Origin of the sequence: Streptomyces sp. ML-6 (genome assembly GCF_030116705.1) — a bacterium.
Classification (GTDB): Bacteria; Actinomycetota; Actinomycetes; order Streptomycetales; family Streptomycetaceae; genus Streptomyces.
Map to the genome: position 1 here is coordinate 5,375,218 of NZ_JAOTIK010000001.1, position 17,815 is coordinate 5,393,032.

The 17,815-nt window shown below is 70.6% G+C and carries 14 protein-coding genes and 2 tRNA genes; 12 read left to right on the forward strand and 4 right to left on the reverse strand.

Annotated features, from left to right (window positions below; translation table 11 throughout):
• Positions 1 to 70: 70 nt before the first annotated feature.
• The 3 genes from OCT49_RS23930 to OCT49_RS23940 are packed head-to-tail and all read left to right on the forward strand — an operon-like array spanning position 71 to position 3,238.
• Positions 71 to 1,774 (forward strand): TerD family protein, encoded by a 1,704-nt coding sequence (locus tag OCT49_RS23930; RefSeq protein ID WP_283853889.1) that lies wholly within the window; start codon positions 71 to 73, stop codon positions 1,772 to 1,774.
• 11 nt (positions 1,775 to 1,785) lie between these two features.
• A complete protein-coding gene (locus OCT49_RS23935; RefSeq protein WP_283853890.1) occupies positions 1,786 to 2,466 on the forward strand; it encodes an AIM24 family protein in 681 nt (226 codons plus the stop codon).
• A gap of 16 nt (positions 2,467 to 2,482) precedes the next feature.
• Positions 2,483 to 3,238, forward strand: coding sequence for an AIM24 family protein (locus OCT49_RS23940; protein WP_283853891.1), 756 nt, complete (start codon positions 2,483 to 2,485; stop codon positions 3,236 to 3,238).
• An 80-nt stretch (positions 3,239 to 3,318) separates the two neighbouring features.
• On the opposite strand, the gene OCT49_RS23945 is transcribed toward OCT49_RS23940, so the two are convergent.
• Together OCT49_RS23945 and OCT49_RS23950 are read right to left on the reverse strand one after the other, a co-directional pair.
• Positions 3,319 to 3,867, reverse strand: a complete 549-nt coding sequence (locus OCT49_RS23945) for an NUDIX hydrolase (RefSeq protein ID WP_283853892.1) — start codon at positions 3,865 to 3,867, stop codon at positions 3,319 to 3,321.
• A complete protein-coding gene (locus tag OCT49_RS23950; protein ID WP_283853893.1) occupies positions 3,864 to 5,312 on the reverse strand; it encodes a zinc-dependent metalloprotease in 1,449 nt (482 codons plus the stop codon). Before OCT49_RS23950 ends, OCT49_RS23945 begins: the two co-directional genes overlap by 4 nt.
• A gap of 192 nt (positions 5,313 to 5,504) precedes the next feature.
• Between OCT49_RS23950 and OCT49_RS23955 the strand changes: the two genes are divergently transcribed.
• From OCT49_RS23955 to OCT49_RS23970, 4 genes are all read left to right on the forward strand, one after another.
• Positions 5,505 to 6,647, forward strand: a complete 1,143-nt coding sequence (locus OCT49_RS23955) for an SDR family oxidoreductase (protein WP_283853894.1) — start codon at positions 5,505 to 5,507, stop codon at positions 6,645 to 6,647.
• Positions 6,648 to 6,976: 329 nt separating this feature from the next.
• The gene (locus OCT49_RS23960) at positions 6,977 to 7,438 is read left to right on the forward strand and encodes a molybdenum cofactor biosynthesis protein MoaE (RefSeq protein ID WP_283853895.1); all 462 of its coding nucleotides are present in this window, start codon (positions 6,977 to 6,979) and stop codon (positions 7,436 to 7,438) included.
• A gap of 129 nt (positions 7,439 to 7,567) precedes the next feature.
• Positions 7,568 to 7,738 (forward strand): hypothetical protein, encoded by a 171-nt coding sequence (locus OCT49_RS23965; protein WP_187438840.1) that lies wholly within the window; start codon positions 7,568 to 7,570, stop codon positions 7,736 to 7,738.
• Between the two features lie 141 nt (positions 7,739 to 7,879).
• The gene (locus OCT49_RS23970) at positions 7,880 to 8,968 is read left to right on the forward strand and encodes a YlbL family protein (protein ID WP_283853896.1); all 1,089 of its coding nucleotides are present in this window, start codon (positions 7,880 to 7,882) and stop codon (positions 8,966 to 8,968) included.
• A gap of 30 nt (positions 8,969 to 8,998) precedes the next feature.
• On the opposite strand, the gene OCT49_RS23975 is transcribed toward OCT49_RS23970, so the two are convergent.
• Entirely contained in the window at positions 8,999 to 9,559 is a 561-nt protein-coding gene (locus tag OCT49_RS23975; protein ID WP_283853897.1) for a PPA1309 family protein, read from the reverse strand.
• 138 nt (positions 9,560 to 9,697) lie between these two features.
• Between OCT49_RS23975 and OCT49_RS23980 the strand changes: the two genes are divergently transcribed.
• The 4 genes from OCT49_RS23980 (at position 9,698) to OCT49_RS23995 (ending at position 15,593) form a co-directional block, all read left to right on the forward strand.
• Positions 9,698 to 12,682 (forward strand): UPF0182 family membrane protein, encoded by a 2,985-nt coding sequence (locus OCT49_RS23980; RefSeq protein ID WP_283855919.1) that lies wholly within the window; start codon positions 9,698 to 9,700, stop codon positions 12,680 to 12,682.
• A gap of 52 nt (positions 12,683 to 12,734) precedes the next feature.
• Positions 12,735 to 12,808, forward strand: a tRNA-Met gene (locus tag OCT49_RS23985).
• A 214-nt stretch (positions 12,809 to 13,022) separates the two neighbouring features.
• Positions 13,023 to 15,167 carry a tetratricopeptide repeat protein gene (locus OCT49_RS23990; protein WP_283855920.1) on the forward strand — a complete coding sequence of 715 codons (2,145 nt, stop codon included), beginning with the start codon at positions 13,023 to 13,025 and terminating at the stop codon, positions 15,165 to 15,167.
• Positions 15,168 to 15,519: 352 nt separating this feature from the next.
• Positions 15,520 to 15,593 (forward strand) — tRNA-Met (locus OCT49_RS23995).
• 170 nt (positions 15,594 to 15,763) lie between these two features.
• Here the strand turns inward: OCT49_RS23995 and OCT49_RS24000 are convergent.
• Positions 15,764 to 16,183 carry a Fur family transcriptional regulator gene (locus OCT49_RS24000; RefSeq protein ID WP_283853898.1) on the reverse strand — a complete coding sequence of 140 codons (420 nt, stop codon included), beginning with the start codon at positions 16,181 to 16,183 and terminating at the stop codon, positions 15,764 to 15,766.
• Positions 16,184 to 16,344: 161 nt separating this feature from the next.
• Between OCT49_RS24000 and OCT49_RS24005 the strand changes: the two genes are divergently transcribed.
• Entirely contained in the window at positions 16,345 to 17,796 is a 1,452-nt protein-coding gene (locus OCT49_RS24005) for a catalase (protein ID WP_283853899.1), read from the forward strand.
• The last annotated feature ends 19 nt before the right edge of the window (positions 17,797 to 17,815 follow it).

Genomic DNA, 17,815 nt, shown 5'->3' on the forward strand with positions numbered 1-17,815 from the left:
CCCGGTGTCGGAGTTTGCGGTTAGCCTGGCGCGACGCATTCACATTCGGGATGGGGGACGGTCGTTACGCATGGCCAGGGAATTCCAACGCGGCCACAAGGCCAAGATCAGCGATCTCACGCCGGGGACAGACCTGTACGTAGGCGTGCAGATCGCCGGGTCGGGACTGACCTTCGACATCAGTTGCTTCGGTCTCGACGCCGAGGAGCGACTCTCCGACGACCGGTATTTCATCTTCTTCAATCAGCCTAAATCGCCCGAGGAGTCCATTCAGCTCCTCGGTGCCCAGGCAGGCGACACCGAGTCGTTCCGCGTCACCCTGGACCGCATTCCGGCGCACATCCACAAGCTGTCGTTCACCGCGACGATCGACGGGGCCGGGCAGATGTCCCAGATCGGCCCCGGGTACATCCGGGTCGTCGCGGGTGGCGAGGAGGTCGTCAGGTACGCCTTCAACGGCTCGGAGTTCAGCACCGAGCGCGCGGTGATGCTGGGCGACTTCTACCTGAAGGACGTCTGGCGCTTCGCCGCCGTCGGCCAGGGCTTCGACGGCGGCCTCGAAGCGCTGCTGAAGAACTTCGGCGGCGAGGTCGCCGAGGAGGAGCCCGCCGCTCCCCAGCCGCAGGCCGCCGCTCCGTCGTTCGCACCACCCGCCCAGGCCGCCGCCCCGTCGTTCGCACCGCCCGCCCAGACGGCCGCGCCGGCCCCCGCCCCGTCCTTCGGCGCCCCGGCGGCCCCGCAGGCCCCCCAGCCGGCTCCGTCCTTCGGGGCTCCGGTCGGCCAGACCCCACCCCCCGCGCCGCCGCAACAGGTGCACACCGCGCCGACGATGGCCGCGCCGCTGGCGCCGCCCGGTGGCGCGGTTCCGCCCACGCCCGCGCCGACCCCCGCTCCGTACGGGCAGCCGCAGCAGCCCCAGCAGCCGCAGTTCGGCCAGGTCCCCGGCCAGCCCGCCCCCGCAGCCCCGTACGGACAGCAGGCCCCCGGGCCCTACGGACAGCAGCCTCCCGCCCCGTACGGGCAGCAGCCTCCGGGAATGCAGCCCATGGGCATGCCGGGAATGCAGCCGCCCGGCATGCCCCAGGGTGTACCGCAGGGCATGCCGCAGGCCGGTGCCGGGCTCCAGGCGGCGCTCCAGCCCTACAAGGAGACGGCCACCGGCCAGCGCTGGACCCCGCAGAACCAGCAACTCATGCGGGTCGACCTCTCCATGGGCGGCACGCCCGTGCTCGCCCGCCAGGGCAGCATGGTGATGTACCAGGGCAAGGTCGACTTCAGCTACAAGGGCGCCGGCTTCGCGGGCCGCATCGTCGGCAACTCCACCGGCCAGGAGATGCAGCTGATGCGCTGCACCGGCCGCGGACAGCTCTTCCTCGCGGAGGACGGTTCCCACCTGCACGCCATCGAGCTCCAGGGCGACGGCATCTGCGTCTCGGCGGAGAACGTCCTCGCCTTCGACGAGACCCTGCAGTACGAGGTCCGCAGGATCGAGGGCCACGGAATCCCCGGCGGGGCCCTGTTCACCATGCAGTTCCAGGGCACCGGCACGATCGTCGTCAAGACCCGCGGCGTCCCCGTCGTCCTGCCCGTCACGCCGACCACCTTCGCCGACTGCAACGCCGTCGTGGCCTGGTCGTCCGCGTCCCAGGTGATCATCTCCAGCCAGGTCCGGCTGCGCCGCAACGCGTACCCGGGGCACAGCGGGGAGACCGTGAACCTCCAGTTCCGGGGCGCTCCCGGCAACTTCATCGTCGTCCAGCCCTACGAGGTCTGAGGGAGCCCGTCATGAACCAGCAACTCGCGGGCTTCGCCCCGACCCCCGTCACGGCCCGGATGGAGAACCACGGCAGCACGATGCTCAAGGTCGCCATGGCCACCGGCCAGGACCTCTACGCACGTACCGGCTCGATGGTCGCGTACGAGGGCTTCATCCAGTACGAGCCCAACCCGCCCGCCGCCCGCCAGATCGCCTCCCAGTGGATCACCGGCGAGGGCGCGCCGATCATGAAGTGCTCCGGCGACGGGCTGCTCTACCTCGCCGACTACGGCGCCGATGTGGTCGTCATCAACCTCAACAACGACTCCCTCTCGGTCAACGGCACCAACCTCCTGGCCTTCGACGGCCACCTCACCTGGGGCGTGGAGCGGGTCAAGGGCCTCGCCAAGTTCGCGGGCCAGGGCCTGTGGAACGTCTGCATCTCCGGCACCGGCTGGGTCGCCATCACCTCGCGCGGCACGCCGATCGTCGTCGACTGCGGACGCGGCGAGGACGAGACCTACGTCGACCCGGACGCCCTCGTGGCGTGGTCCCCGAACCTCAAGGTGAAGGGCAAGCGCAGCTTCAAGGCGTCCTCGCTCATCGGGCGGGGCAGCGGTGAGGCCTACCAGATGGCCTTCTCCGGCCAGGGCATCGTCGTCGTGCAGCCGAGCGAGGACAGTACCGACCGCCTGCGGGTCCGGAACTGAGGGGGAGGGAACCACCATGCAGAGTCCGCTTTTCAACTACACGGAACAGCAGTCCCAGGACCGGTACGCCATCCAGAACCCGCAGCTCCTGCGGGTCGCGCTGACCGGCCACGACGACGTGCTCGCCCGCAAGGGCGCCATGGTCGCCTACCAGGGGCTGATGGAGTTCGACGGCGAGTACCAGACGAACAGCCAGCGCCGTGCCCGCGCGAACACCGGTGAGGGCCTCGACCTGATGCGCTGCTCCGGGCAGGGCACCGTCTTCCTCGCCAACCTCGCGCAGTACATCCACATCGTGGACGTCGATCACGAGGGCCTCACGGTGGACAGCGCCTACGTCCTGGCGCTGGACTCCGCGCTGCACACCGAGGTCATCGCGGTGGACAGCCAGTACGGCATCTCGGGCACCGGCAAGTACCAGCTCAACATCTCCGGCACCGGCAAGGTCGCCCTGATGACCTCGGGCCAGCCGCTGATGATGCAGGTCACCCCGGAGAAGTACGTCAACGCCGACGCCGACGCCATCGTCGCCTGGTCCAGCTCGCTGCGGGTGCAGATGCAGGCCCAGACGCACTCCTCCGGTGTGTGGCGCCGACGCGGCAACACCGGGGAGGGCTGGGAGCTCAACTTCCTCGGCCAGGGCTTCGCCCTGGTCCAGCCCAGCGAGGTGCTGCCCCCGCAGAACCAGCAGATCGGCCAGGGCGCCCGGGCCCAGTACGGCATGGGCCAGCAGGGAGCCCACGGCCAGAACCAGAACAACGCCTGGAACTGATCCGCGGCACGACACCCGGACCGAAGCGGGTGGGGCGGCCTCCTCGGAGACCGCCCCACCCGCTTCCGCGTGCAGGCTTTTCAGCCCCGCCGCTCCAGCGCCGCGCGGGCCAGTTCCGTCAGCCTGATGACCGACGCGTCGGCCACCGAGGCGACCTCGTCGTACGCGAACCAGCGCAGGTCCAGCGACTCGTCGCTGATCTGCTCCGTCGCACCCGGGGGCGCCAGGGCCACGTACTGCACGTCCAGGTGCCAGTGGCAGGGGGCGGGGATCGGGTGGCGGTCCAGTGCCACCGGGCCCCCCGCGAGCAGCGTCAGGCCGCTGACACCGGACTCCTCGGACGCCTCCCGGAGAGCCGCGGCGGCCAGCGACGTGTCCTGCGGCTCACAGTGGCCGCCCATCTGCAACCACATCCGCAGCTTGCGGTGCAGGGTGAGCAGCACCCGGCCGCGCTCCGGGTCGACGACCAGGGCGCTGGCCGTCAGATGACCCGCCCCGCAGGCCTTCCACATGCCGTCGGGGTGTTCCGCCAGGTGATCGAGGTAGCCCCGGCGCAGCTCGTCCTGGGCCGGGTCGGCCCGCTGCTCGTACTCCTTCAGCACGAGCACGGCGTCGTCGTGCAGGCTCACCGGTCGGTGTCGCCCTTGCCGCCGTCGCGGCCCTCGGCGCCGCCGGTGCTGTCGTCCCCGTCGTCCGCGGCGGGCTTCTGCGTGCCCTGCGCGGCCTCGCCGAGCATCTTGTCCAGCTCGGAGAAGTCCAGCTGCTCGTGGTGCACGAAGCCGTCCGGATCGTCCAGGTCCCGGGCCGTCGGCAGCATGTCGGGGTGCTCCCACAGGGCGTCGCGTCCGTCGAGACCGCGTGCGTCGGTGAGGGACGCCCACAGCCGCGAGGCGTCGCGCAGCCGCCGCGGGCGCAGCTGCAGACCGATGAGCGTGGCGAACGTCTGCTCGGCCGGACCGCCGGAGGCACGGCGCCTGCGCATCGTCTCGCGCAACGCGTCCGCCGAGGTCAGACGGGACTTCGCGGCCTCGTGGACCACGGCGTCGACCCAGCCCTCGACCAGCGCGAGCGCCGTCTCCAGCCGGGCCAGGGCGGCCTTCTGCTCCGGCGTGTCCTCCGGCTGGAACATGCCCTGCTGAAGGGCGTCCTGCAGCTGCTCGGGCTGCGACGGGTCGAACTGGCCGACCACGTCCTCCAGCTTGCTGGTGTCGACCTTGATGCCGCGCGCGTACCCCTCGACGGCACCGAAGAGGTGCGAGCGCAGCCACGGGACGTGGGCGAAGAGACGCTGGTGGGCGGCCTCGCGCAGGGCCAGGTACAGCCGCACCTCGTCCTGCGGGACGCTGAGGTCCTTGCCGAACCTCTCGACGTTCAGAGGAAGGAGCGCGGCCTTGCCCGCCGGGCCCAGCGGCAGCCCGATGTCGGTCGAACCGACGACCTCACCGGCCAGCACGCCGACGGCCTGCCCGATCTGCTGGCCGAACATCGCGCCGCCCATCGACCGCATCATGCCGATCAGCGGGCCGGCCATCGCCTGCATCTCCTCGGGCAGCACGTCGCCCATGGCGAGACCGACGCGCTCGGCCACCGGGTCGACCAGCTTCTGCCACGCGGGCAGGGACGCCTCGACCCACTCCGCCCGGCTCCACGCCACGGTCGAGACCGCACCGGAGGGCAGCGACGTCACGCCGTCCAGCCACAGGTCGGCCAGGCGCAGCGCCTCGTCGACCGCGGACCGCTCGGCCGGGCCGACGCTGGCGTCCTTGGTGCCGTCCGGCGTGCCCTGCGAGACCGTCTGGCGGGCGATCTGCTTGGCCATGTCCCAGTTCACGGGACCGCCCTCGTAGCTCAGCATCTGGCCGAGCTGCTGGAAGGCGGCGCCCAGGTCGTTGGGGTTCATCGTGCCGAACATCGCCGCGAACGGATTCTCACCGCCCGCGCCGGGCCCGAAGCCGAACGGGTTCGCAGGCCCGCCCGAACCCTGCCCACCTCCGGTGGGGTCCTTCTTCTTGCCCTCGTCGCCGTTCTCCGGCTCCTCCGGCGGAAGGCCGAATCCGAATGGGGTGTCACTCACGGGTTTCCTCGGCTCGTAGGGCCGCCGGCTCGAACCGGCGGCGACTGCCCGACATCACCATCCAGCGTAGACACCAAAAGTCCGCTCAGGGCCTCAGTGCTCCGTCGGGGCCCGCCCTGCGGCAGGATGGACGCCACCTGGTACGCACGCGTCACTCGGGTACGTACTGAAGACAACCGCTGGAGACGCCCGGTGAGTTCCCCAGACCCTCAGGTTCGCGCAGCGCGAAACCCGTCCGCCCCCTCGACCGAGAACAAACCCGCAAAGAGCCGTTCCCGAAGCCGTGGCCCCGTCGTCGCGATCACCGGAGCCGCCGGTGGCGTGGGCGAGCTGCTCACCGCGCGCCTCGCGGCGTCCGAGGAGATCAAGCAGGTCATCGCCATCGACGAGCGGCGCGGCGAGGTGTCCGAGGCGACCTGGCACCTCCTCGACGTCCGCGACCCCGCCATCGCGGAGAAACTGCGCGGCGCGGACGTCGTGGTGCACCTGGCGCTCGACCTCGACCTGGAGACCGACCCCGCGGCCCGCACCGCCTACAACGTGCGCGGCACCCAGACCGTGCTGACGGCCGCGGCGGCCGTCGGCGTCCACCGGGTCGTGCTGTGCACATCGGCGATGGTCTACGGGGCGCTGCCCGACAACGACATCCCGCTCGCCGAGGACGCCGAGCTGCGGGCCACGGCCGAGGCCACCGGCGTCGGCGACCTCCTGGAGATCGAGCGGCTCGGCCGCCGCGCGCCCCGCGCCCACCCCGGACTCAACGTGACCGTGGTCAGGCCCACGGTCCTGGTCGGCGGTACGGACACCGCGCTGACCCGCTACTTCGAGTCGCCGCGCCTCCTGGTCGTCGCCGGATCACGACCGGCCTGGCAGTTCTGCCACGTCGACGATTTGGTCACGGCCCTGGAGTACGCCGCGCTGGAGAAGATCGACGGCGAGTTCGCGGTCGGCTGCGACGGCTGGCTGGAACAGGAGGAGGTCGAGGAGCTCAGCGGCGTCCGCCGGATGGAACTGCCCTCCGCCGTGGCCCTGGGCGCCGCCGCCCGGCTGCACCGGATCGGCCTCACCCCGTCACCGGCGGGCGATCTGGCGTACACGATGCACCCCTGGGTGGTCAGCGTGAGCCGGCTGCACGACGTGGGCTGGCGCCCGGCCTGGACCAACGAGGAGGTGCTCGCCGCGCTCCTCGAAGAGGTCGAGGGTCGGCACACCGTCGCCGGCCGTCGACTCGGCCGCAAGGACGCCACCGCGGCGGGCGCCGCCGGTGCGACCGTGGCGCTCCTGGGCACCGCCGCGCTGGTCCGCCGCGCCCGCAAGGCCCGCCGCCGCATCTGAGCGGGGCGGGCGCGGGCGCCCTCCCGGCCCCCGCGCCCCCGGATACGCGCTCCCAGGCCCCGCGCCTCCCAGGACACGGTCTTCCGGACCTGCCTCCAGGGCATGGCGTCCAGGACACATCCCCCAGGGCATGGCGTCCAAGGCGCGGTCCTCCCGGGTGCGGCGTCCAGGGCACGGGCCCCTGCGGCACGGCCCTTGTCGCGTTCCTTCCGGCCGGATGCCCGCACGCACCCCTTCGGGGTGCCTGGAGAAGGCTCCAAGGCAGGGGGCGGCCCGCCGGTGGAAAACGCGGTTCCGCGCTGTCGGTGCCGTACGGCACCATGGGGCGCATGGCTCCCATTCACGACCACCCCGGCGAGCAGGCGTCTACGGACCCCGTCCGGCTGCTGGAGATCCGCGACACGCCGCTGTCGGTCGACGAGGTCTTCCGGGCCGTCGGGGACGACGCCGCCGGTGGCACGGCGCTCTTCGTCGGCACGGTGCGCAACCACGACGGCGGTCAGGACGTCGGTGCGCTCGGGTACTCCTGTCACCCGTCGGCGCAGGACGAGCTGCGCCGGGTGGCCGAGAAGGTCGCCGCGAACTTCCCGGTCCGCGCGCTGGCCGCCGTCCACCGGGTGGGCGAGCTCCAAGTGGGCGATCTCGCGGTGGTCGTCGCCGTCTCCTGCCCGCACCGCGCCGAGGCGTTCGAGGCGTGCCGCAAGCTCATCGACGACCTCAAGCACGAGGTTCCGATCTGGAAGCACCAGCGCTTCTCGGACGGCACCGAGGAGTGGGTCGGCGCCTGCTGAGCGCAACCCGGACGGACGTCACACCGGACCTGATTTGCGTAACCGCCCCCCTGCCGTGAGCGTTGATTCCGCAGACGGTTAATCTGCTGATCGGTCAGTTGCGGTCGCTCACGGGGTAGGGAGGTCGTAATGGCAGCACTCGCCTGGTTGTTGATTCCGCTTTTCGCTGCGCTCGGCGCTGCGATATGGGGGAGCTGGGCCGCTCGTAATCGCACGACCGGTGATGTCTCCGAGCTCGCCGGGTATGCCCGGTTCCGTGAGGCGATGGAGAAATCGCACTCCGGTTCCGACGTCGTCTGAAATCCGTCACACATACGCAGTCGCCAATTCGCGGCACGGCTCCGGCCACGGCCGCCTTCCGGCGTCGCGCCCCGCCCCGTCTCCCTCCCTGCGGACCGGCCCCGACAGTGCACTGACAGTCCCTTCCCGTACTGTCGTTCCATGCCACGCCGCACCGCGACGATGCTCGCCTCCACCCTGATCCTCATCGCGCTGCTCTGCGCAGGCGTGCTGATCAAAGTGCCGTACTCGGAAATGTCCCCCGGACCGACCGTGAACACCCTCGGCAAGGTCGGCAGCGAACCCGTCCTGCAGATTTCCGGGCACAAGACGTATCCGACGTCCGGAAACCTCAACATGACGACGGTCAGGGTCACCGGCGCCGACTACCGGATGAACCTCGTCGAGGCCGTCTACGGCTGGCTGGCCCACGACAGCGTGGTCGTGCCGCACGACACGCTGTACCCCGACGGGAAGACCGAGCAGGAGTCGACCCAGGAGAACGCCGAGGAGTTCAGCCAGTCCCAGGAGAGCGCCAAGGTCGCCGCGCTGACCGAGCTGGGCATCCCGGTCTCCTCGCGCGTCGTGGTCTCCACGGTCGTGAAGGACAGCCCCGCCCAGGGCAAGCTGCACGCGGGCGACGTGATCAAGCAGGTCGACGGCACGCCGGTCGAGCAGCCGGAGGACGTGGCGAAGCTCGTCACCCGCCACGACCCCGGTGAGAAGGTCACGTTCACGATCATCCCCGCGAAGACGGCACAGGCGGCGGAGAAGGCCGGCAAGGAGCCCGAAGGCAGCCGGGAGATCGTCATCACGACCGCGAAGGCCCCCAAGGAGGACCGCGCGATCGTCGGCATCCAGGCCGGGACGGACCACACCTTCCCGTTCCGGATCGACATCGAGCTCGCCGACGTCGGCGGACCGAGCGCCGGCCTGATGTTCTCGCTGGGCCTCATCGACAAGCTGACGCCCGGCAAGCTCACCGGCGGGAAGTTCGTCGCGGGCACCGGTACGATCGACGACAAGGGCAAGGTCGGCCCGATCGGCGGCATCAACATGAAGCTGGTCGGCGCACGCGAGGCGGGTGCCAGGTACTTCCTGACACCGGACGGGAACTGCAGGTCCGCCGCCGCCGACACGCCGAGCGGGCTCACCCTGGTGAGGGTCAAGACGCTCGCCGACGCGCGGGAGTCCCTGGAGAAGATCGGGGCGGGGGACACGGCCGGGCTGCCGAGCTGCTCGGCAGGCTGACCGCGCCCCCGGCGGGGCGGCTGCGGCGGGTCAGGCCTCGAAGGTGGCGGCCAGTGCGTCGGCCAGTCCGGGCACCAGACCGGCGCCGGTCCGCACCTCGCTCGGGGTGTCCTTCGCCCGCAGCCGCACGGCCGACTCGCGCGTACCGTCCCGGAGGACGGCCACGGTCATCCGCACCTCCTGGCGCTCCGGGTGCTTGGCGACCCACTTGGTCAGCTGCGCGTCGCTGAGCCCCTCCGGCACGGACGCCTCGGCGGACGGCGGCAGCATCAGCCGCTCCACCGACATCGCGCACCCGATCACCGCGTCGGGCCAGGCGATCGTGGCCAGGAACTCGTCCAGGGCGGTGCCCGGCGGCAGCTCGTCCTGTTCGATGGGGGTGAGCGAGGAGGCCGGGGCCTCGGGGTCTTCGAGGCCGAGCTGGGCCGCGAGACCGGGTTCCTGGTCACGCAGCTTGGCGGTGTCGACCAGGGCGAAGAGCCGGGCCGGCTGGTCCCAGCCGAGACCGGAGATGTACTCGTCGATTTCGAGCACGGCGACGGTGAGCGGGCTCGCGGCCATCGGGGGGCCAGAGGGGGAAACATTGGACATGGCCAATATCCTGCCTCCTTCCGACCCGGTAACGGGAACTAGGTAAAGCCTCAGTAAGTTGCATAGGTGGGCTCTACGATCGCTGGGCCCGCTTCACAACGACCCGCGAACTTCGAGGTGCGCACGTTGGCTTTCCAGATGCCGGACCGCGGCGGAGGCCCGACAGGGCCACGGATCAGAGTCGGCCGCCCGTCCCGGCGCGCCCGTACCCTGCTCATGACATTGGGCGTCCTGGCGATTCTCGCCATGGTGTTCGTCATGTTCGCCGGGTTCTGGACGGACTGGCTCTGGTACCGGTCGGTCTCGTATTCGTCCGTCTTCACCACCACCCTGTGGACCAAGATCGGGCTGTTCCTCGTCTTCGGACTCCTGATGGCCGTGGCCGTCGGTCTGAACATCTGGCTCGCGCACCGGCTCCGGCCGCCGCTGAGCGCGATGTCCCTGGAGCAGCAGAGCCTGGACCGTTACCGGATGAGCCTGGCCCCGCACAAGAAGTGGGTGCTGCTCGCGATCACCGCCCTCGTCGGACTGATCGCCGGAGCATCCGCCTCCGGCCAGTGGCGTACCTGGCTGATGTACGTGAACGGCGTGGCGTTCGGACAGAAGGACCCCCAGTTCCACCTGGACGTGTCCTTCTACGCCTTCGACCTGCCGTGGTACCGCTTCCTGCTGGGCTTCGGCTTCGCGGCCACGGTGCTCTCGCTGATCGCCGCCGGACTGACCCACTACCTGTACGGCGGGCTCCGCATCACCAGCCCCGGCGCCCGCGCGACCGGTGCGGCCACCGGCCACCTGTCGGTGCTGCTCGGGATCTTCGTCTCGCTGAAGGCCGTGGCGTACTGGCTCGACCGGTACGGCCTGGCCGTGAAGTCCAGCGACTTCAAGGCCACGGACAACTGGACGGGCCTGCGGTACGTCGACGCCAACGCCTACCTCCCGGCGAAGACCATCCTCTTCTGCATCGCCGCGATCTGCGCCGTGCTGTTCTTCGCGACGCTCTGGCGCCGCACCTGGCAGCTCCCGGTGATCGGCTTCGGCCTCATGGTGCTCTCGGCGATCCTGATCGGCGGGCTGTACCCGGCGATCGTGCAGAAGTTCCAGGTCCAGCCGAACGAGCAGGCCAAGGAAGCACCGTTCATCCGGAAGAACATCGACGCGACGCGTGACGCGTACGACATCGACGACGCGCAGGTCGACGACTACTCCGGCAAGAGCACGACGGACGACGACGCCAAGCTGCGCGCGAGCGCGGACAGCGCCGCCAGCTACCGGGTGATGGACCCCAATGTCGTCTCCCCGGCCTTCCAGCAGCTCCAGCAGAAGAGGAACTACTACCAGTTCCCCAGGACGCTGGACGTCGACCGCTACAAGGACGCCGCCGGCAAGGACCAGGACACGATCATCGGTCTGCGCGAGCTCAACCTCGACGGCATCCCCAAGCGCAACTGGATCAACGACCACTTCACCTACACCCACGGCTACGGTGCCATCGCGGCCCGGGGCACGACGACCGGCAAGAACCCGAAGGGTTCCCCGGACTTCACCGAGTCCGGCCTGCCGACGGACGGTGAGCTCGGCAAGTACGAGCAGCGGATCTACTACGGCGAGAAGACCGAGCAGTACTCCATCGTCGGCGGGCCCCAGAAGGAGCTCGACTACGAGGAGGACGGCGAGAAGACCACCAGCTACCAGGGCGACAGCGGGGTCAGCCTCTCCAACGCCTTCAACCGTGCCGCGTACGCCGTCGCGTTCAGCGAGCCGCAGATCCTCTACTCGGGAGCCATCGGCGAGGGCTCGCGGATCCTCTACAACCGCACGCCCAAGGAGCGCGTCGAGGCGGTCGCCCCGTGGCTGACCATCGACGGCGACGCCTACCCGGCGGTGGTGGACGGCCGCATCCAGTGGATCGTCGACGCGTACACCACCACCAACAGCTACCCGTATGCCTCGCGCACGACGCTCGGTGACACCACGGCCGACTCGCTGACCACCAACCAGCGCGCGGTCGTCGCCCAGCAGAACCAGGTCAACTACATCCGCAACTCGGTGAAGGCCACCGTCGACGCGTACGACGGCAAGGTCAAGCTCTACGAGTGGGACACCGAGGACCCGGTCCTCAAGACCTGGCGCAAGGCGTTCCCGGGCACCGTCGAGCCGAGGACGGACATCCCGCAGGAGCTGATGGACCACCTGCGCTACCCGCAGGACCTGTTCAAGGTGCAGCGCGAACTGCTCACCCGCTACCACGTCACGAACCCCGCCCAGTTCTACAGCGGAAGTGACGCGTGGCAGGTCCCGGACGACCCGACCAACAAGGAGTCCGGTTCCGTCCCGCCGTACTACCTGAGCATAAAGATGCCCGGGCAGGAGGATCAGAAGTTCTCGCTGACGACGACGTTCACACCGAAGGGACGACCCGACCTCGGGGCGTTCATGGCGGTGGACGCGGACGCGGCCAGCAAGGACTACGGCACGATAAGGCTGCTGAGGGTCACCACCACGGTGAAGGGCCCCGGTCAGGTACAGAGTGAGCTCAACGGCAACGACGACGTCGCCGAGTTCGTGAGGAACCTGAAGGGGACCGACTCCGACATCGAGTACGGCAACCTGCTGACCGTGCCGCTCGAAGGGGGCTTCCTCTACATCGAGCCGGTCTACACGCGCGGTGGCACGCAGAACTATCCGCTGCTGCGGAAGGTGGCCGCCTCGTACGGGTCGAAGACCGTCTTCGAGAACAGCCTCGGCGAGGCGCTCAACGCGGTCTTCGGGGTGGCGGGCTCCGACACCGGCCAGCCGCCCACGGACACCACCCGGCCACCGAGCGACACCACGCAGCCGCCGGCCACCGGCGAGGCGGCGCTGAAGAAGGCCATCGCGGACGCGCAGAAGGCCTACGAGGCGGGTGAGGCAGCCCTGAAGGAACAGGACTGGACCGCCTACGGCGAGGCCCAGAAGGACCTGCAGGACGCGCTCGAACGCGCGGCGGCAGCCCAGTCCAAGCCGGACAGCACGGACAGCACGGACAAGAACGGCTCCGAACAGGGCAAGCCGGAGGACGACAAGGGCAGGCCGGAGGACAAGGACAAGGAGAACGCCTCCGTCGCCCGCAGCGGCGGCGGCTGAGAAACCCGGTAAAGGCTCCACCCCGCGTCGTGGTACGGTTTCCACACAACGACGCGGGGTGGAGCAGCTCGGTAGCTCGCTGGGCTCATAACCCAGAGGTCGCAGGTTCAAATCCTGTCCCCGCTACTGAAAGACGAAGGCCCGGATCCTTTCGAGGATCCGGGCCTTTGTCGTGCCATGACGAGATTTCTTGTGCGAAGCGCGTGAAGGGCGGTTCGCAGGGCACGAGTTGAGCCCGGACGTGTTTGACTTGTCTCTCTGTGGGCATGTCGACAAAACGCTGAAGTGACCTCACTGGCCGCGATATACCGGGTGTACGCGGGTTACAGGTGGTGTGACGATGGTATTTATGGGGGACAGGGCAACTCTGTTGGAGACAGGGCGGTTTGTGCAGCGCCGCGTTCATCGGCCGGATAGCAAGGCAAATGCGGCTTTTGGCGGTGATGCCGCAGTAAAGAGTGAGACCACCGACACACCTGAGACACCCGAGACGCTTGAAACGCCTGAGATCATCAGGACGACCGAGACCGCCGAGACTGCGGGGTGTGCCGCGACCGCCGAGAGCACGGAGTTCACAGAGAACACGGGAAGCGCCCGCATCGGCAGGAGCGCCGAGGCTCGCGGGGCCTCCGGGACGACCGGGACGACCGGCGGTGTTGAGAGCCCGGAGAGCGCCGAGAGCGAGGCCCGCTACCGACGCGCCGCCGACGCCGGGAACACCGCGTCGATGAGCGTCCTCGGCGCGCTGCTGCTGCGCCGCGGCGACCTGGACGGCGCCGAACCCTACCTGCGCGGCGCCACCGCGGACGGCGACCGGGCCGCGGCCAACAACCTGGGCGTCCTGCTCCACCAGCGCGGATACCCCGACGAAGCGGCCGGCTGGTGGCGCGTCGCCGCCGTCGCGGGTTCCGCGGCCGCCGCACACGCCCTCGGCCGTCACTACCGCGAGCGCGGCGACGAGCCCGGCGCCGAGTACTGGCTGCGGCAGTCCGCCGAGCAGGGCCACGCGCTGGGCGCGTACGCCCTCGCCGACCTGCTGGAACACCGCAGCGACGTCGGCGCGGAACGCTGGCTGCGCGCCGCCGCGGAACAGGGGCACCGGGAAGCCGCGTACCGTCTCGCGCGGATGCTGGACCGCAGCGCCGCGGACGACCCGCACGACGCCTTCGGACGGCCGGGCTCCGGCCCCGGCGGGAGGGGCGCCGACCGGCCGGACGTCCTCGACCGCATCATGGCGCGCAGGGACGACGGCCCGGTGGCGGGCCCGGCGACCGGCCGCGTGGGCGAGGCCGAGCAGTGGTACCGGCAGGCCGCCGCGCGGGGGCACCAGCGCGCCGCCCTGCACCTCGGCGCCATCCTCGAACAGCGCGGCGAGCCCAAGGAGGCCGGCCGCTGGTACCTCATCTCCGCGAAGGCCGGTGAGGCGCGGGCCGCCTGCGCGCTCGGCTTCCTGCTGCGTGACGCGGGTGACGAGGAGAGCGCCGCCGTGTGGTGGCTGCGCGCGGCGCAGGACGGCGACGGCAACGCGGCCAACGCCCTGGGCGCGCTGCACGCCGCCCGCGGCGAGCAGCAGACCGCCGAACGCTGGTACCGCGCCGCGATGGACGCGGGCGACGTCAACGGCGCCTACAACCTCGGGCTGCTCTGCGCGGCGCAGGACCGTACCGCGCAGGCCGAGCAGTGGTACCGCCGCGCCGCGTACGCGGGCCACCGCGAGGCCGCCAACGCGCTGGCCGTGCTCCTGCTCCAGGCCGGTGACGCGACCGGCGCCGAGCCCTGGTTCTCCAAGGCGGCCGAGGCGGGCAGCGTGGACGCGGCGTTCAACCTCGGCATCCTGTACGCCGGGCGCGACGAGGACCGTGCCGCCCTGGTCTGGTACGAGCGGGCGGCGGCGGCCGGGCACACCGAGGCCGCGCTCCAGGTTGGCATGGCCCTGCTGCACCAGGGCGAGGAGCAGGAGGCCGAACGCCATCTGCGCTGCGCGGCCGGCGGCGGCAGCGCCGAGGCCGCCTTCCGGCTGGCCGGGGTGCTGGACTCGCGCCGGCCGCCCCCGGGCCCTCCCGCGCTGGGCGAGCCGATGCCGGAGAAGACCGAGTGCGAGGAGTGGTACGAGCGGGCCGCCGAGCAGGGGCACCGCCGTGCCCAGGTGCGGGTCGGGATGCTCGCGGCCGCCCGCGGCGACGTGGACAGCGCCGCCCGCTGGTACCGCGAGGCCGCCGAGGCGGGCAGTCGCAACGGCGCCTTCAACCTGGGGCTGCTGCTCGCCCGCGAGGGCAGCGAGCGGGAGGCCGCGCTGTGGTGGAGCCGCGCCGCGAACGACGGGCACGGTCGGGCCGCCCTGCGGCTGGCCCTGCTGGCCGCCCGTCGCGGTGAGCTCACCGAGGGGCGGCGCTGGTGCGCGCGGGCCGTCGAGCTGGGCCCGGCGGAGGTCGCCGAACGGGCCGCCCGGCTGAGTGAGGCACTCCACCAGGAGCTGACCGCGTAGGCGGGGCGGGTGGACGGGGCGGACGGGGCCGGGGTGACGAGGCACCGCCCGCACCGCCCCTGAAAGGGAAGGCGAGGCACCGCCCGCGCGCCGAACGGCGAGGTATGCCTGCGCCGTCCTTGCGTTGCCCCCGGGCTGTGCGGCGGCGCCGCCCCCGTCGGTCCGGCCCGGCCTGCGTACCCTCCCCGGCCCGGCCTGCGTGCCGCGTCCCCGGACTGCCCCGCCCCGTTCCGGACCCTCCGCGTGCGAGGCGCGACCGGGGTGAGGGCTCCGGATCCGTGCCGTCCCTGCTGGGGGGCTATATCGATTTGCACTGGTCCGGAGAGGTGACGTAGTGTTGTGCACACAACGACGCGGGGTGGAGCAGCTCGGTAGCTCGCTGGGCTCATAACCCAGAGGTCGCAGGTTCAAATCCTGTCCCCGCTACTGAAAACAGAGGGCCGGATCCTTCAGGGATCCGGCCCTCTGTGCATGCCGGGGCCCGGTCCGGGAGTCCACGGGGCACCCCCGTGGACGGGAAATCGCAGACGGGGAAGTGGCGGACGGGGGAAGCCCCGTGCCGCGATCGCCGGCCGGCCGGGCCGACTCGGGTCGGCTCAGGCCGTCGCGGCGCAGTTCGGGCAGATGCCCCGGTAGGTCACCTCGACGTCGGAGACCGTGAAGCCGAAGCGCTCCTCGTGAGGCAGGTCCGCCATCGGGTCGCCGACCGGGTGCACGTCGCGGATCGCGCCGCAGCTCGCGCAGACGAGGTGGTGGTGGGGGCGGTGCGCGTTCGGGTCGTAGCGCTTGGCGCGCCGGTCCGTGGAGACCTCGATGACCTCGCCGAGCGTCACCATCTCGCCCAGGGTGTTGTAGACGGTGGCGCGGGAGATCTCGGGCAGCTTGGCGACGGCCCGCGCATGGACCTCGTCGGCCGTCAGGTGCACATGGTCCCCGTCGAGGACCTCGGCCACGACGCGCCGCTGTGCGGTCATGCGCCAGCCGCGTCCGCGGAGTCGTTCCAGCAGGTCACTCATGACGACAAGCCTAACAGTGGAGGGAGCGTGTCCCGAACGGGTGTTGATTTGGATGCTCGCTTGACTTGGACAATGTCCATTGTAGGATCGAGACCGGCATACGCCAAGGGACAGGCTGTGCAGGACATGACGAATGTGCAGGAACGACGCAGGAGGCGCACGTGACGCAGGGACCGCTCACCACGGAGGCCGGCGCGCCGGTCGCCGACAACCAGAACAGCCAGACCGCGGGCGTCGGCGGTCCCGTCCTGGTGCAGGACCAGTCACTGCTGGAGAAGCTGGCGCACTTCAACCGCGAGCGCATTCCGGAGCGCGTCGTGCACGCCCGCGGCGCCGGTGCGTACGGCACGTTCACGCTGACCCGTGACGTCTCGCAGTGGACGCGGGCGAAGTTCCTCTCCGAGGTCGGCAAGCAGACCGAGACGTTCCTGCGCTTCTCCACCGTCGCGGGCAACCTCGGTGCGGCCGACGCGGTGCGCGACCCCCGCGGCTGGGCGCTGAAGTTCTACACCGAGGAGGGCAACTACGACCTCGTCGGCAACAACACCCCGGTGTTCTTCATCAAGGACGCCATCAAGTTCCCCGACTTCATCCACACCCAGAAGCGCGACCCGTACACCGGCTCGCAGGAGGCGGACAACGTCTGGGACTTCTGGGGTCTGTCCCCCGAGTCCACCCACCAGGTGACCTGGCTCTTCGGCGACCGAGGCATTCCCGCCAGCTACCGCCACATGAACGGCTACGGTTCCCACACCTTCCAGTGGAACAACGAGGCCGGCGAGGTCTTCTGGGTCAAGTACCACTTCAAGACCGACCAGGGCATCAAGAACCTCACCTCGGAGGAGGCCGCCCTCCTCGCCGGTTCCGACCCGGACAGCCACCAGCGCGACCTGCGCGAGGCCATCGAGCGCGGCGACTTCCCGACCTGGACCGTGCAGGTCCAGATCATGCCGGCGGCCGAGGCGGCCACGTACCGCTTCAACCCGTTCGACCTCACCAAGGTGTGGCCGCACGAGGACTACCCGCCGATCGAGATCGGGAAGCTGGAGCTCAACCGCAACCCGGAGAACATCTTCGCCGAGGTCGAGCAGTCGATCTTCAGCCCCGCGCACTTCGTGCCGGGCATCGGCCCGTCCCCCGACAAGATGCTCCAGGGCCGTCTCTTCGCCTACGGCGACGCCCACCGCTACCGCGTCGGCATCAACGCCGACCACCTGCCGGTGAATCGCCCGCACGCCACCGAGGCGCGCACCAACAGCCGTGACGGCTACCTGTACGACGGCCGCCACAAGGGCGCGAAGAACTACGAGCCGAACAGCTTCGGCGGCCCGGCGCAGACGGACCGCCCGCTGTGGGGGCCCACCACCGTCAACGGCGAGGTCGGCACGCACGCGGCCCCGAGCCACGCCGAGGACGACGACTTCGTGCAGGCCGGAAACCTCTACCGGCTCTTCTCCGAGGACGAGAAGGTGCGGCTGATCGACAACCTCGCCGGGTTCATCGCCAAGGTGTCGCGCGACGACATCATCGAGCGCGCGATCAACAACTTCCGCCAGGCGGACGGCGACTTCGGCAAGCGTCTGGAGGCCGCGGTCCAGGCCCTGCGCGGCTGACCCGGACGCCTGTCGTCGG

Coding starts and splice junctions, on each gene's coding strand:
- OCT49_RS23930 (WP_283853889.1), top strand. CDS start 71: ATGGCCAGGGAATTCCAACGCGGCCACAAGGCCAAGATCAGCGATCTC.
- OCT49_RS23935 (WP_283853890.1), top strand. CDS start 1,786: ATGAACCAGCAACTCGCGGGCTTCGCCCCGACCCCCGTCACGGCCCGG.
- OCT49_RS23940 (WP_283853891.1), top strand. CDS start 2,483: ATGCAGAGTCCGCTTTTCAACTACACGGAACAGCAGTCCCAGGACCGG.
- OCT49_RS23960 (WP_283853895.1), top strand. CDS start 6,977: ATGGCTCCCATTCACGACCACCCCGGCGAGCAGGCGTCTACGGACCCC.
- OCT49_RS23965 (WP_187438840.1), top strand. CDS start 7,568: ATGGCAGCACTCGCCTGGTTGTTGATTCCGCTTTTCGCTGCGCTCGGC.
- OCT49_RS23970 (WP_283853896.1), top strand. CDS start 7,880: ATGCCACGCCGCACCGCGACGATGCTCGCCTCCACCCTGATCCTCATC.
- OCT49_RS23975 (WP_283853897.1), bottom strand. CDS start 9,559: ATGTCCAATGTTTCCCCCTCTGGCCCCCCGATGGCCGCGAGCCCGCTC.
- OCT49_RS23980 (WP_283855919.1), top strand. CDS start 9,698: ATGCCGGACCGCGGCGGAGGCCCGACAGGGCCACGGATCAGAGTCGGC.
- OCT49_RS23990 (WP_283855920.1), top strand. CDS start 13,023: ATGGTATTTATGGGGGACAGGGCAACTCTGTTGGAGACAGGGCGGTTT.
- OCT49_RS24000 (WP_283853898.1), bottom strand. CDS start 16,183: ATGAGTGACCTGCTGGAACGACTCCGCGGACGCGGCTGGCGCATGACC.